The 13,038-nt window shown below is 71.0% G+C and carries 13 protein-coding genes; 8 read left to right on the top strand and 5 right to left on the bottom strand.

Annotated features, from left to right (window positions below):
* Positions 1 to 630 precede the first annotated feature (630 nt).
* From rtcR to ACEN9J_RS25260, 5 genes are all read left to right on the top strand, one after another.
* Positions 631 to 2,241, top strand: coding sequence for an RNA repair transcriptional activator RtcR (gene rtcR, locus ACEN9J_RS25280; RefSeq protein ID WP_413762372.1), 1,611 nt, complete (start codon positions 631 to 633; stop codon positions 2,239 to 2,241).
* Positions 2,242 to 2,257: 16 nt separating this feature from the next.
* Positions 2,258 to 2,821, top strand: a complete 564-nt coding sequence (locus ACEN9J_RS25275; RefSeq protein WP_413762371.1) for an exonuclease — start codon at positions 2,258 to 2,260, stop codon at positions 2,819 to 2,821.
* Complete coding sequence (locus ACEN9J_RS25270) at positions 2,818 to 3,702, top strand: alpha/beta hydrolase (protein WP_413762370.1); 885 nt, start codon at positions 2,818 to 2,820, stop codon at positions 3,700 to 3,702. The genes ACEN9J_RS25275 and ACEN9J_RS25270 overlap by 4 nt, the downstream gene beginning before the upstream one ends.
* Positions 3,699 to 4,670, top strand: coding sequence for an ornithine cyclodeaminase family protein (locus ACEN9J_RS25265; RefSeq protein WP_413762369.1), 972 nt, complete (start codon positions 3,699 to 3,701; stop codon positions 4,668 to 4,670). Before ACEN9J_RS25270 ends, ACEN9J_RS25265 begins: the two co-directional genes overlap by 4 nt.
* A gap of 134 nt (positions 4,671 to 4,804) precedes the next feature.
* Positions 4,805 to 5,089, top strand: coding sequence for a hypothetical protein (locus tag ACEN9J_RS25260; protein ID WP_057596906.1), 285 nt, complete (start codon positions 4,805 to 4,807; stop codon positions 5,087 to 5,089).
* A 33-nt stretch (positions 5,090 to 5,122) separates the two neighbouring features.
* Here the strand turns inward: ACEN9J_RS25260 and ACEN9J_RS25255 are convergent, their stop codons facing one another.
* The 5 genes from ACEN9J_RS25255 to ACEN9J_RS25235 form a co-directional block, all read right to left on the bottom strand.
* On the bottom strand, positions 5,123 to 5,551 hold the full coding sequence (locus ACEN9J_RS25255) for a hypothetical protein (protein WP_413762368.1): 429 nt from the start codon (positions 5,549 to 5,551) through the stop codon (positions 5,123 to 5,125).
* Positions 5,552 to 5,734: 183 nt separating this feature from the next.
* Entirely contained in the window at positions 5,735 to 5,998 is a 264-nt protein-coding gene (locus tag ACEN9J_RS25250) for a hypothetical protein (RefSeq protein ID WP_261213419.1), read from the bottom strand.
* 178 nt (positions 5,999 to 6,176) lie between these two features.
* The gene (locus ACEN9J_RS25245; protein WP_057596903.1) at positions 6,177 to 6,944 is read right to left on the bottom strand and encodes a Crp/Fnr family transcriptional regulator; all 768 of its coding nucleotides are present in this window, start codon (positions 6,942 to 6,944) and stop codon (positions 6,177 to 6,179) included.
* 125 nt (positions 6,945 to 7,069) lie between these two features.
* Positions 7,070 to 7,402 carry a hypothetical protein gene (locus ACEN9J_RS25240; protein ID WP_057596902.1) on the bottom strand — a complete coding sequence of 111 codons (333 nt, stop codon included), beginning with the start codon at positions 7,400 to 7,402 and terminating at the stop codon, positions 7,070 to 7,072.
* The gene (locus tag ACEN9J_RS25235; RefSeq protein WP_412179392.1) at positions 7,399 to 8,820 is read right to left on the bottom strand and encodes an EAL domain-containing protein; all 1,422 of its coding nucleotides are present in this window, start codon (positions 8,818 to 8,820) and stop codon (positions 7,399 to 7,401) included. Before ACEN9J_RS25235 ends, ACEN9J_RS25240 begins: the two co-directional genes overlap by 4 nt.
* Before the next feature lie 405 nt (positions 8,821 to 9,225).
* On the opposite strand from ACEN9J_RS25235, the gene ACEN9J_RS25230 reads away from it, so the two are divergent.
* From ACEN9J_RS25230 to ACEN9J_RS25220, 3 genes are read left to right on the top strand one after another with little or no spacing between them, the layout of a single operon-like run.
* Positions 9,226 to 11,517, top strand: coding sequence for a molybdopterin cofactor-binding domain-containing protein (locus tag ACEN9J_RS25230; protein ID WP_413762367.1), 2,292 nt, complete (start codon positions 9,226 to 9,228; stop codon positions 11,515 to 11,517).
* Between the two features lie 32 nt (positions 11,518 to 11,549).
* The gene (locus ACEN9J_RS25225) at positions 11,550 to 12,011 is read left to right on the top strand and encodes a (2Fe-2S)-binding protein (RefSeq protein WP_413762366.1); all 462 of its coding nucleotides are present in this window, start codon (positions 11,550 to 11,552) and stop codon (positions 12,009 to 12,011) included.
* A complete protein-coding gene (locus ACEN9J_RS25220) occupies positions 12,008 to 13,033 on the top strand; it encodes an AraC family transcriptional regulator (protein WP_413762365.1) in 1,026 nt (341 codons plus the stop codon). Before ACEN9J_RS25225 ends, ACEN9J_RS25220 begins: the two co-directional genes overlap by 4 nt.
* Positions 13,034 to 13,038 lie beyond the last annotated feature (5 nt).

Genomic DNA, 13,038 nt, shown 5'->3' with positions numbered 1-13,038 from the left:
CGAAAGGGCAGGCGGCGGGCCTCGCGGTCGCCAGGGGCTGCAGCGCGGCGCTCGCGCGGTCCGGTGGTGACTCCTGTCGTCGCGATCGCAACGCCCTCCTCACCTTCCTCGCCGTCGATGGCCGCGCGCAGTTCCCTGACGCACGCACGGTGCGCAAGCCGCCTGCGCTTGGCACGGTGTCGCGCGCCGCAGGGCCGGGGCCCTGCGCCATCGCTCCGGTGTGCCGGGGCGGGGGGCTTTCGCCCCATCAGATGGCGGTGCACGCACCGCCGGGTGTTTCGCGGGAATCGAACCCGCAACGCCATGTGATCCACACGGTGCTCAACCATGAGCAAACTGGATCGAGTCCAGTCGCCAGGCAGTTCGACAGCGGCATACCGCCGACCCAAGACAGGTCTGGCCTGCGGCACCGGACCGCTTTCATGCGGTACCTGCGAGCGGATGAACTGCATCCGGACGGGTTCTTCATTGCAGGCCGCGTGCCAGGTCGCGGCAATCCGTGGCACGGAGCGATCGGAAGCGTGCAAGTCATTGATATTCCTGGGAAAAACTTCTTGCCCTTCTTTGACATCTCGCCGCTCATCCGGCTAGCATCCAGATAAACTTATAAATTGAGCTAGTTTCTTATCCATGAAACCCATCGTCGTCATCGGCTTCCTCGGCACCCAGCTCGACGCCGGCCAGGGCGCCGGCCGCTGGAGCAAGTGGCGCCCCACCGTCTCGCTCGCGCAGCACGAGGACATGGTGGTGGCGCGCATGGAGCTGCTCTACACGCTCAAGCACAAGACGCTGGCCGAGCTCGTCAAGGCCGACATCGCGGCCGTCTCGCCCGAAACCACGGTCAACCTGGTGCCGATGGACCTGGCCGACCCCTGGGATTTCGGCGAGGTCTACTCGCGCCTGTACGACTGGGCACGCACCTATCCCTTCGACACCGAGCGCGAGCAGTACTGGTCGCACATCACCACCGGCACCCATGTCGCGCAGATCTGCATGTTCCTGCTGTCCGAGTCGCGCACCATCCCTGGCGTGCTGGCCCAGACCTCGCCGCCGCGGCGCCAGCGCGAGGGCGAGGCCGGCAAGTGCGTGCTGATCGACCTCGACCTCTCGCGCTACGACGTCATCGCGCGCCGCTTCGATGCCGAGCAGCGCGACGCGGTCGCCTTCCTCAAGAGCGGCATCGCCACGCGCAACGCGCGCTTCAACGCACTCATCGACGAGATCGAGCGCGTGGCGGTGCGCTCGCGCGCGCCGATCCTGCTGGTGGGCCCGACGGGCGCGGGCAAGTCCTTCCTCGCGCGGCGCATGTTCGAGCTCAAGCAGTCGCGCCACCAGGCCACGGGCGCCTTCGTCGAGGTCAACTGCGCCACCCTGCGCGGCGACGGCGCCGCCTCCACGCTGTTCGGCCACAAGAAGGGTTCGTTCACCGGCGCCGCGAGCGAGCGCGCCGGCCTGCTGCGCACCGCGCACCAGGGCGTGCTCTTCCTCGACGAGATCGGCGAGCTGGGCCTCGACGAGCAGGCCATGCTGCTCAAGGCGATCGAGGAGAAGCGCTTCTTCCCCGTCGGGGCCGACAAGGAGGTCGAGAGCGACTTCCAGCTCATCGCCGGCACCAACCGCGACCTGCGCAGCGACGTGGCCGAGGGGCGCTTCCGCGAAGACCTGTTCGCGCGCATCAACCTCTGGGCCTACGATCTGCCGGGCCTGGCCCAGCGCCCCGAGGACATCGAGCCCAACGTCGACCACCTGCTGGCGCTGCATGCGGCCGAGAACCACCGCGTGGTGCGCTTCAACGCCGAGGCGCGCGCCGCCTACCTGCGCTTCGCGCAGAGCCCCGAGGCGCTGTGGAGCGGCAACTTCCGCGACCTCTCGGCCAGCGTCACGCGGCTGGCCACGCTGGCCGATGGCGGGCGCATCCCGGTCGCGCTGGTCGAGGCCGAGATCGCGCGATTGCGCTGGCTATGGAAGCGCGCGCAGCCGGCGCTTTCCGCAGGCGAGTCGCGGGCCGTCGACCTCGACGCGCTGCTTGGCGAGGCGCGCGCCGCCTCGCTCGACCTGTTCGACCGGCTGCAGCTCGAGGCCGTGCTGCGCGTGTGCCGGAAATCGCGCAGCCTGTCGGACGCGGGGCGGCAGCTGTTCCAGGCCTCGCGGGCGCAGCGCAGCGTGGTGAACGATGCGGATCGGTTGCGCAAGTACCTCGCGAAGTTCGGGCTGGAATGGGGCACCATGACGAGCGCATGAACAAAGCATCGAACCCATGACCGAGATCTACATCAGCACCGACGTCGAATCCGACGGCCCCATCCCCGGCCCGCATTCGATGCTGAGCTTCGGCTCGGCCGCCTACACGGCCGACAAGAAGCTGGTGTCCACCTTCAGCGCCAACCTGCACACCCTGCCCGGCGCCGAGGCCGACCCGAAGACCGCCGCGTGGTGGCGGACGCAGCCCGAAGCCTGGGCCGCCTGCCGCAGCGACCCGCAGGAACCCGCGCACGCGATGAAGAACTACGTGGCCTGGCTCAAGGGCCTGAAGGCGCGGCCGGTCTTCGTGGCCTACCCGGCGGGCTTCGACTTCCTGTTCGTCTACTGGTACCTGATGCGCTTCGCGGGCGAGAGCCCGTTCAGCCATTCGGCGCTCGACGTCAAGTCCTTCGCCATGGCCCTGCTGAAGACCGACTACCGCGACAGCACCAAGCGCGCGATGCCGCGGCGCTGGTTCGACCCCGGCCTGCCGCACACCCACGTGGCGCTCGACGATGCGATCGAGCAGGGCGCGCTGTTCTGCAACATGCTGGCGGAAAGCCGCGCCGCCACGCCATGAGCGTTCCACGCCGTCTCGCACGCCTGGCCGGCCGCGCGCTGCTCGCGCTGCCCCTGCTGCTGCTCGGCGGCTGCGTCGAGTCGATGTTCTATTACCCCGACCGCGTGCGCTACGAAACGCCCGACGCGCTGGGCCTGCGCTACGAGCGCGTGCGCTTCCGGAGCACCGACGGCACGGCGCTCAGCGGCTGGTTCATTCCGGCCATGGGGCGCGCCGATCCGCGCGAGGCCAAGGGCACGGTGATCCATTTCCACGGCAATGCGCAGAACATGTCCTCGCACTGGCGCTTCGTCGCCTGGCTGCCGAAGCAGGACTTCAATGTCTTCGTGTTCGACTACCGCGGCTACGGCGATTCCGAAGGCAAGCCCGAGCCCCGCGGCGTGTTCGAGGACTCGGGCAGCGCCATCGACCACGTGCGCTCGCGCGCCGACGTCGATCCCGCGCGCTTGCTGGTGTTCGGCCAGAGCCTCGGCGGCACCAACGCGATCACGGCCGTGGGCGCGGGCAACCGCACCGGCGTGCGCGCGGTGGCGATCGAGTCGACCTTTTATTCCTACGCGTCGATCGCCAACGACAAGGTCTCGGGCGCCGGCCTGCTCGTGGGCGATCGCTACGCCGCCTCGAAGTACGTGGCCGCCCTCTCGCCGATCCCGCTGCTGCTGATCCACGGCACGGCCGATGCCGTGATCCCCGTCGACCACTCGCGGCGCCTGCTGGCCGATGCGCGCGAGCCCAAGCGGCTGATCGAGGTGCCCGACGCCGGCCATCTCGAGCCGATGAACGAGGCCCGCTTCGGCACCACCTACCAGCGCGCGCTCGCCGAGTTCTTCGAAGCCGCGCTGGCGACCGCCCCCATCGCACCCACCCCGCCCGCCCGATGAAGCACTTCGACGCCATCGCCACCCGCGCCCCACTGGGCTTCGAGCGCCTCGTGCCCGCGCTGCGCGCCGCCTTCGCGGCCGAGGCCCAGGTGCCGCCGCGCCACGTGCACGCCATCGACAACGCGAGCGGCGACAAGGGCACCGTGCTGATCATGCCGGCCTGGAGCGAGGCCGGCTTCCTCGGCATCAAGACCATCAACATCTTTCCGGGCAACGGCGCGCGCGGCCTGCCCGGCCTGCATGCCACCTACGTGCTGTACGACGCGCGCACCGGCGTGCCGCTGGCGCTGATGGACGGCGACGAACTCACGGCCCACCGCACCGCCGCCGCCTCGGCGCTCGGTGCCTCGTTCCTGGCGCGCGGCGATGCGCGTCGGCTGCTGGTGCTGGGCACCGGCCGCATCGCGCGCATGCTGCCCGCGGCCCATGCGAGCGTGCGCCCCATCGAGGAAGTGACGGTGTGGAACCATCGCATCGAAGGCGCCGAGGCGCTGGCCGCGCAATGGCGCGCGCAGGGCTGGGCCGGTGCGCGCGCGGCCGCGCCGGGCCCCGCGGGCCTCGAGGCCGCCGTGCGGCAGGCCGACATCGTCAGTTGCGCCACGCTGGCCACCGCGCCGCTGGTGCGCGGCGAATGGCTCGCGCCGGGCTCTCACCTCGACCTGATCGGCAGCTTCACGCCCGCCATGCGCGAGGCCGATGCACGGTGCTTCGAGGACGCGCGCACCTTCATCGACACGCCCGAGGCGCTGACGAAGGCCGGCGACCTGCTCGACGCGATCGCGGCCGGCACGCTGCGCGCCGAGGCGGTGCAAGGCACTCTGGCCGCGCTGTGCCGTGGCGAACGCGGCGGACGCACGCAACCCGACAGCGACGAACGCACGGTCTTCAAGGCCGTCGGCAGCGCGCTCGAGGACCTGACCGCCGCCACGCTGGTGTGGCAGTCCTCGTCGGCCGCGGCGCCGCTGTAGACCTATGACTGCATGGCACGCCTAGTGCTTATGGCCAGTCGGCGCCCCGCGACGGCGCGCGCATACGTCAAGCGACGGATGGCGCTTCGCGGGGGAGGCCGTTAATCTGGCACGGCACACAGGGAGACCCACGCATGCTCACCATCGTTCAGAAAGCCGCCATCCTCGGCAAGGCCGGCATCGACGTGCCCGCGCGCCCCGAGGACGACCTGTCGACGCATGGGCTCACGGGCTCGCCGGTGCAGGCCGAGGGCGTTTCGCAGCAGGCCCATGACTGGGGCCGCGCGGTGGAGACGCTGTACGTGAGCTACGTGGCGGCGCGCGCCGCCAAGAGCCTGCGCGACGCCGAGGAGGCACGGCAGAACGCGATGCTGAGGCGCATGGCATCGGGTTCGCCGCCGCGCACCTCCTTCGCCTGAGCAGGTCCCGGAGCGCCGCGGGCCGCTTGCCGCTTACTTGCCCTGCGCCGCGGTCAGTGCAGGGTTCTGCATCGTCGAGATCACCTTGCTGTTCACGCGCGAGCCGCTCACCACGTTCTGGTCGGGCGCCGCGGCGGCCGCCACGGCTTCGTTGTAGACCTTGGCCGGGTCGGCCATCGGCTTCACCGTTTCGGGGCCGCGCGAGCCACGGGTCACGTTCTGGTCGGCCGCGTGGGCGGTGGCCACGGCCTGCTGGTACATGGCATCGGCGTCGGCCATCGGCTTCACCGTTTCGGGACCGCGCGAGCCGCGGACCACGTTCTGGTTGGGCGCATGGGCCGTGGCAATGGCTTCGGCTTCGACGGCTTCGCGGCTGCGGCCGCTCGTGGTCTGGGCCTGGACGGAGGCCGCGGCCATCACGGAAAAAGCGGCCGCGAGGGCGAGTTGGTAGGAGGTCTTCATGTCGGTTGGATGTCGGAGGAGTTGTTTGGACAGGGTTTTTCTCTAGGGAAAACCCTGGATCACGGTAGTCCTCCTGTAAGGCGAACTGATGACGCCCCCGGGCGCGTGCCGGTTGACGAGGAGTGCGCCAGCAGAGTCGGGCGGTTTCTGCCAGGGCGGGGCGCGAGTGCGCCGTACGCCCTTTCAGCCGCCGACTTTGGGCCGCTCCCCGATGCCCAGGCCCTTGTTCGGATCGACCGACCGCGGCGCCAGCCGATCGCGATACGCGCCCCGGCTTCCATATTCCACCTTGGCCCGATCCACCTCCTTCTGCGGCAGCAACTGCAGCTTCCTGCAGTTCGCGCATTGGTACAGCCGCATCCAGGGAAAGAACCGCATCCAGCCCGAACGCTGGACCCGGCCGAGGTAGTGGATGCTGCAGTTGCAGGCGGAAAAGATGGAACTCATGAAAGCCTCGAAAGGTGCGCAATCGGTGGTTGCGGCGAGGGTCCGAATCGCACGGATCGCCGCGTGGTCTCGATGCTAGGAATCGATCCTTGTCGATGCACCTTCGATCGCATCGCAACTGTGTGGCGGTTCACAGCTCGTGCCAAACAGCGCGCGAAAACAACGCGAGCACGCGGCATCACTTCGCGCTCGATCCGCGCTCGCCCAGTGCCTTGAGCAGATCGAGATCGTCGAACGGCGCAGCCTCGTCGCGTTCATCGCCGGGCACGCGCGGCTCGAGCGACTCGAAACTGCCATGGTCGGTCGACGCGAAATCAGCCACCACGTGGATGCCGTGCTCGTCCTTCCACAACAGGCCGCGGCTCTCCATCTCGCGCATGGTCTTGTTGACGACCTCTCGCGACAGGCCCGCGTACGACGCGATCACGGCCTGCGAGATGCGCTTGTCGAAGCCGCCGGTGTCGGCCGGCGCGAGCTGGGTCAACTCATAGAGCACGCGCGCGACCAGGGTCTCAGAGGTCAGCGAGGAGATGCGGCGCAACTGGCTGCGGATGATCGTCATGCGCTTGACGGTGAGCTCGAGCAGCTCGAGCGCCACCGACGGATGCCGGGCGCAGATGTCGTGCAGCGCCGAGGCCGGAATGAGGTAGACCGAACTCGGCAGCGCGGCCACAAGGTTGGCCATCGACTGGTAGCGCGCCTCGTCGAGCGTCGGACTCAGGAACAGGTCGCGCGGGCGCACGAAGTCGGTGGTCACGCCCGCGCTGCCGCCATTGCCGCCGACCACCACGCGCAGCAGTCCCGAGGCGACGAAATAGACCTTGTCGGTCCACTCGTCCATCCGCAGCACGGTCTCGTTGCGCCGGAAGGAACGCAGTTCGCTGCGCGCGACCAGCGCCGCGCGCTCCGCCGCCGGAACGTTTCGAAAAAGGGAATGCAGATACATGGTCGGAAACAGGCTCCATCCGATTCGCTTTCTCCGGGCGGGACATGCAGGGGAACGTGCGCGGCCGACGTGGACGGCAGCGCGCGCCGACCAACGGATGCGGCGCTCGGCGCCACGGACGGGCCCTAGGCGATGGAGTCGGACACGCCACGAGATCGCGAGCCATCGGCGTCATCGGCGCGATCGGGCATCGCAGCCGCGGACGGCGCCTGCGCGCCCGCCGCGCAAGCCGCGCACACCGAGCGCACGGCACGCAGCGCTGGCGAATCGCGCAGCTCCTGCTCGCGGATCGCGGCCTCGAGCGCCAGGTACTGGTCGCGCGCCAGCAGCTTCTCGCGCGCGCCGTCGCCATGCAGCAGGACGCCGTGGCGCATGACCTCGTGCAGGGTGCGCTGCAGGCTGTCGATCTGCGCGCCCAGGCGGGCAAGCTGCAGATGGAAGTCGGGCGAGGGATTCACGCGCGCCCTCCGGGGCCGCGCGCCGGCGCGCCATCGTGCAGCGGCACGCCGCAGCCCTGCAGCCATTCGGCGCCGGCCTCGAGCGCCACGCGGATGTCCTCCTCGCGCTCGATGCCGTCGACCACGATCGAGGGCGCGAAGCTGCCGCACAGCGCGAGCATCTCCTCGAGCAGCTCGCGGCCGAAGCGGTCCTCGCGCGCACGCCGGATGAACACCGGGTCGAGCTTGATGATGTCGGGCCGGCAGACCTTGGCGGCGGCGAGGTTGCCGGAGTCGCCGCCGAAATGCTTGATGGCGACGCGGCAGCCGCAGAGTTGCAACTGCAGGCAGAAGTCGCGCACCGATTCGAGATCGGGCAGCGTGGGCTCGCCGGCGATCTCGACCACGAGGCGCGCCGCCAGCTCGGGCTCGCGCCGCAGCAGCACCATCAGCGAGGCCCACCAGTGGTCGCGCCGCGCGCTCTGCGCCGAGATGCTCAGGCCCAGGCGCACGGTGCCGCCCAGACGCAGCTGCCGCACCACGCAGCCGGCCGCGAGGTGGTCGAAGGTGCGCACCAGGCCCAGCCGCTGCAGGCAGGGCATGAAGAGTTCGGAACGCAGCGAGGCGGCGTGCGGTTCGCCCTCGGTGTGGAAGCGCGCCTCGTGATAGAGCGGCGCCGCGAAGGCGGCGGCCTGCGCCGGGGCGCCCACCACGGGATGCCATTCGATCGCGAGACGGCGCGCATGCAGTGCGTCGCCGACCTGCAGCGCAACCGCCATGTCCTCGCGGTAAAGCTGCTGCCAGCCTTCGGCCCGCACGAGCTGGAAGTCTGGCGCGGGCTGCGCGGCCCACAGGCGCAGCTCGACCTCGGACTGGCTCATGCGCCCGGGGCTGGGCGCGTCGCTCCAGCCCACGTGCAGCTGCACCAGCGCGCGCGTGTCGCGCAGTTGCACCGGCGTGCCGCCGAGGCCGGTGAGCAGACTCTCGAGCCGGGCCGAGGCGCCCTGGCGCGCCTGCGCGTCCTCGACCGGAAACGCCGGGTTGCTCCACAGCAGGAAGCAGTCGTGCCGCAGCATCGCGAGGTCGGCGTCGGCCACGCTGACGAAGCCGGTCAGCAGGCGGTACTTGATCTCGATGCTGGCATGCAGCGCGAACTCGGCGCCGTAGACCTCCATGAGCTGCGGCAGGTTCGCGATGAAGACGAAGGCACAGGCCCGCACCGGCACGCCGGCGCCGGGGACGGTCGGCACGGCCATCGAGGCCGCGGGTCGCGGCATCGGCGCATGGCGCGGCGCGGCCGGACTCCGGCGGCGCATGCCATCGAAGCCCGCCCGCAGGCGCGCGACCACGGGCGCGACGAAGGACCGCACGACATGACCGGGCCCTGGCGTCGGCAAGGCAAGCGCCACGGGGCTGGTGACGCGATCACGTACGGCCATCTGGTTTCCTCCGCTAGGTAAGTTCGCCGAACCGCAACACGCTGGGTGGTTCCACTGCCGACGCCGAGGTCGGCCGCTGCACGTTCGAGAACGGGCCGTTATGCGGATTGCGCATGGAATGCTTAAACCGAAATGAATACTACGGATCCCGGTAGCAACCCGCATTAACTTTCTGGTGACAAATGTGTCCTAGCTCACAGGCGCTGTAACGCAGGGACTCAAAAAACGCGCCGAACGGCCGAAAACGCCTGGCCGGCGCGTGGCGCCGAAACCGGCACCCGCCACGGCCCGCGGCGGGCTGGCGCGATCCGCCGTTCGATTGGCGCGATCGGATTGGCCAGCGCGCGCCGTGCCGCGCACACTCCCGCCCATCGCGGCCCTCCGAAGCCGCCCGGAGTTCGCCCCATGCCCGCCCTCAAACGCCGCCATTTCCTGCTCGGCACGGCCGCCACCCTCGGCGCGCTGGTCGTCGGCTGGTCCGCCTCGCCCACGCGCCAGCGGCTGACCACCGCCGAGCCGCTGCCGGCCACGGCCAGCGGCCAGGTGGCTCTGAACGGCTGGGTCAAGGTCTCGAGCGACGACACGGTCACGCTGATGATGGCCGCGGCCGAGATGGGCCAGGGCATCCATACCGGGCTGGCGATGCTGCTGGCCGAGGAGATGGATGCCGACCTCGCCCAGCTGCGGCTCGAGCAGGCCGGCTACGACCCGATCTACAACAATCAGGCGGCGCTGCTCGACAACCTGCCGATGTTCAAGCCCGACGACGACGGCGCGCTCAAGCGCGGCACCCGCCACGTGGTCAGCAAGCTGCTGCGCGAGGTGCCCGGGCTCTGGGGCAGCGGCGGCTCGTCGGGCATCGTCGACCAGTGGTTGCCGCTGCGCGAGGCCGGCGCCTCGGCGCGCGCGATGCTGGTGGGCGCCGCGGCGGCGGCCTGGGGCGTGCCGGCGGCCGAATGCGAGGTGGCGGCCGGCCGAGTGTCGCACCCGGCCTCGCAACGCAGCGCGCGCTTCGGCGAACTGGCGGCACGCGCGGCGACGCTGCCATTGCCCGCGCAGCCGACGCTCAAGGATCCCTCGCGCTACACGCTGATCGGCCGTCCGGTGCACCGCCTCGACAGCGCCCCCAAGCTCGACGGCTCGGCGCGCTACGGGCTCGACGCGCTGCCGCCCGATGGCTTGCTCCACGCCACGCTCGCGATGTGCCCCACGCTGGGCGGCCGCGTGGCGCGCTTCGACGACACGGCCGCGCGCGCGATGCCCGGCGTGCGCAAGGTGGTGGCGCTCGCGCCGGTGGCCGGCGGCCTGGGCTCGGGCGGCATGACCTCGGGCGCGGTGGCGGTGATCGCCGACACGCCCTGGCATGCGATGCGCGCGCTCGACAAGGTCGCGATCGACTGGGACCACGGCGCGGCCGCCAGCCTGTCGAGCCGCGCGCTGATCGACCAGCTCGCGCAGAGCCTCGATGCGCCGGACCAGGCCGACGTGCACCTCGAGACCGGCGACGCCGACGCCGCGATGAAGAGCGCCGAGCGCACCATCGAGGCCGAGTACCGCGTGCCCTTCATCGCGCACGCCACCATGGAGCCGATGAACTGCACCGTGCAGTTCAAGGACGGCGCGGCCACCGTCTGGGTCGGCGTGCAGGGGCCCGGCATGCTGCGCGGCCGCATCGCCAAGGTGCTGGGCATCGAGGCCGCGAAGGTCGACATCCGGCTGGCCTACCTCGGCGGCGGCTTCGGGCGCCGCTACCTCGGCGACTTCGTGATGCAGGCGGCGGCGCTGGCGCGCGAAACGGACGGCATGCCGGTGCAGCTGATGTGGTCGCGCGAGCAGGACATGGCGCACGACTACTACCGCCCGGCCTATGTGGCGCGCAGCAAGGCCGGCTTCGATGCGCAGGGCCGGCTGGTGGCCTGGCGCGTCGACACCGCGGGCTCGAGCCTGGGCTCGCCGGCCTTCCTGAGCGCGGCGGCCGAGGGCACGGCCACCACCGCCTACCGCTTCGCCAACGCGCGCGTGGCGCATCGCACGATGGAGTCGGCGGTCACGGTCGGCATCTGGCGCTCGGTCAACCATTCGCAGAACGGCTTCTTCACCGAGAGCTTCATCGACGAATGCGCGCATGCCGCGGGCCAGGACCCGGTGGCATTTCGCCGCGCGCTGCTGGCGGGCAGCCCGGCCGAGGCGCGGCACCTGGGCGTGCTGCAGCGGGTGGCGGCGATGTCGGGCTGGGGCACGCCGCTGGCGCCCGAGGCCGACGGCACGCGCCGCGCGCGCGGCCTCGCGCTGCACCGCAGTTTCGGCAGCGTGGTGGCGCAGGTGGCCGAGGTCTCGCTGACGCCCGAGCGGCAGATCCGCGTGCGGCGCATGTATTGCGCGGTCGACTGCGGGTTGGCCGTGAACCCGAACCTGGTGCGCCAGCAGATGGAGAGCGCGATCGTGTTCGGCCTCTCGGCCGCGCTGCATGGCGAGATCACCATCGAGCGCGGCCAGGTGCAGCAGAGCAACTTCCACGACTACGCGCCGCTGCGCATGAACGAGTGCCCGCAGATCGAGATCGCGATCGTGCCGAGCAGCGCGCCGCCCACGGGCGTGGGCGAGCCAGGCACGCCGCCGGTGGCGCCGGCCGTGGCCAACGCGGTGTTCGCGCTCACCGGCCAGCGGCTGCGTTCGCTGCCGCTGCGCCTGGCCTGAACGCACGGCCCGATAGAAAAGGAAGGAAGCCCATGACCACCACGCTCCAGATCAACGGCCGCCCCGTCGCCGTGACGGCCGAGGACGACACGCCCCTCCTGTGGGTGCTGCGCGGCGAGCTGCGCATGACCGGCACCAAGTTCGGCTGCGGCAAGGCGCTGTGCGGCGCCTGCACCGTGATGCTCGACGGCGAGGCGGTGCGCTCCTGCGCCACGCCGCTGGCGGCCGTGCAGGGCCGCGCGGTGTCGACCATCGAGGACGTGCAGGGCCCCGAGATCGACGCGCTGCGCCGCGCCTGGACCGAACTCGACGTGGTGCAGTGCGGCTACTGCCAGAGCGGCCAGCTGATGTCGGCCTGCGCGCTGCTGCGCCACACGCCGAAGCCCAGCGACGCCGACATCGACGCCGCGATGAGCGGCAACATCTGCCGCTGCGGCACCTATCCGCGCATCCGCGCGGCGATCCACCTCGCGGCGGGCGACGACCGGCGATGACCCAGCGCCCGCCCGACCTGATCGTCGTGCCCGCCGTGATGCAGCAGCGGCTGCGGCTGCTGGGCTTCGACACGCAGTCGATGCTGCGCCGCGCGGGCCTGCCGGCCGACCTGTTCGCGAGCGGCAAGGCGCGCATCACGACGCGGCAGATGTTCGCCGTATGGGACGCGCTGGCCGCGATGAACCCCGACCCCGCGCTGGGCCTGCGCATCGGCGCCGAGGGCGCGACCGAGCACTACGACATCGCCTCGATCGCGGCGCTGCACTCGCCGAACTTCGACGAGGCGCTGCAGCGGCTGTCGCGCTTCAAGCGGCTGACCTGCCCCGAGGTGATCCGCATCGAGCGCGGCGACGGCGAGGTGCGCGTGCGCTTCCACTGGTTCCTGGCCGAAGGCCATTCGCCGCCGCTGCTGACCGACGGCACCTTCGCGTCGGTGCTCGAGCTCGCGCGGCGCGGCACCGGCACCCGGGTGGTGCCGCGCCGGGTGGAGCTGGTGCGCGCGCACACGAGCACGCAGGCCGCGATGCTGGGCGCGCACTTCGGCTGCGCGCCGCGCTTCGGCGCCGCGGCCGATGTGATCGTGTTCGACGAGGCCTTGCTCGCGCAGCCCTTCGTCACCCACAACCAGGACCTGCTCGCGGTGCTGCTGCCCGGCCTCGAAGCCGCGCTGGCCGCGCAGGTGCCTGCCACCTCGCTGGTCGACCAGGCGCGCGCCGTGCTGGGCCGCACGCTGCGCGGCGAGCGCCCGAGCATCCAGGCCGTGGCGGCCGAGCTCTGCGTGAGCACGCGCACGCTGCAGCGCCGGCTCGAGGAGGCCGGCACCAGCTACCAGCGGCTGCTCGACGAGGTGCGGCACCAGGCCGCGCGGCAACTGCTCGAGGACACGCAGCTCGAAGCCGGCGAGATCGCCTTCGTGCTGGGCTTCGAGGAGCTGAATTCCTTCACGCGCGCGTTCCGCGGCTGGGAGGGCACCACGCCCGCGCGCTGGCGTATGGCGCAGGCGGTGCCGGAGCGCCCCTAAACTCC

Origin of the sequence: Variovorax sp. Varisp41 (assembly GCF_047325085.1) — a bacterium.
In the GTDB taxonomy this organism is placed as follows: Bacteria; Pseudomonadota; Gammaproteobacteria; order Burkholderiales; family Burkholderiaceae_C; genus Variovorax.
The sequence above is the reverse complement of the archived record's forward strand: the minus strand, read 5'-3'. Positions and strand labels throughout refer to the sequence as shown.

Bases quoted from the DNA above. Each gene is read 5' to 3' on its own strand.
- rtcR (WP_413762372.1), top strand. From the start codon at position 631: ATGAAACCCATCGTCGTCATCGGCTTCCTCGGCACCCAGCTCGACGCC.
- ACEN9J_RS25275 (WP_413762371.1), top strand. From the start codon at position 2,258: ATGACCGAGATCTACATCAGCACCGACGTCGAATCCGACGGCCCCATC.
- ACEN9J_RS25270 (WP_413762370.1), top strand. From the start codon at position 2,818: ATGAGCGTTCCACGCCGTCTCGCACGCCTGGCCGGCCGCGCGCTGCTC.
- ACEN9J_RS25265 (WP_413762369.1), top strand. From the start codon at position 3,699: ATGAAGCACTTCGACGCCATCGCCACCCGCGCCCCACTGGGCTTCGAG.
- ACEN9J_RS25260 (WP_057596906.1), top strand. From the start codon at position 4,805: ATGCTCACCATCGTTCAGAAAGCCGCCATCCTCGGCAAGGCCGGCATC.
- ACEN9J_RS25255 (WP_413762368.1), bottom strand. From the start codon at position 5,551: ATGAAGACCTCCTACCAACTCGCCCTCGCGGCCGCTTTTTCCGTGATG.
- ACEN9J_RS25250 (WP_261213419.1), bottom strand. From the start codon at position 5,998: ATGAGTTCCATCTTTTCCGCCTGCAACTGCAGCATCCACTACCTCGGC.
- ACEN9J_RS25245 (WP_057596903.1), bottom strand. From the start codon at position 6,944: ATGTATCTGCATTCCCTTTTTCGAAACGTTCCGGCGGCGGAGCGCGCG.
- ACEN9J_RS25235 (WP_412179392.1), bottom strand. From the start codon at position 8,820: ATGGCCGTACGTGATCGCGTCACCAGCCCCGTGGCGCTTGCCTTGCCG.
- ACEN9J_RS25230 (WP_413762367.1), top strand. From the start codon at position 9,226: ATGCCCGCCCTCAAACGCCGCCATTTCCTGCTCGGCACGGCCGCCACC.
- ACEN9J_RS25225 (WP_413762366.1), top strand. From the start codon at position 11,550: ATGACCACCACGCTCCAGATCAACGGCCGCCCCGTCGCCGTGACGGCC.
- ACEN9J_RS25220 (WP_413762365.1), top strand. From the start codon at position 12,008: ATGACCCAGCGCCCGCCCGACCTGATCGTCGTGCCCGCCGTGATGCAG.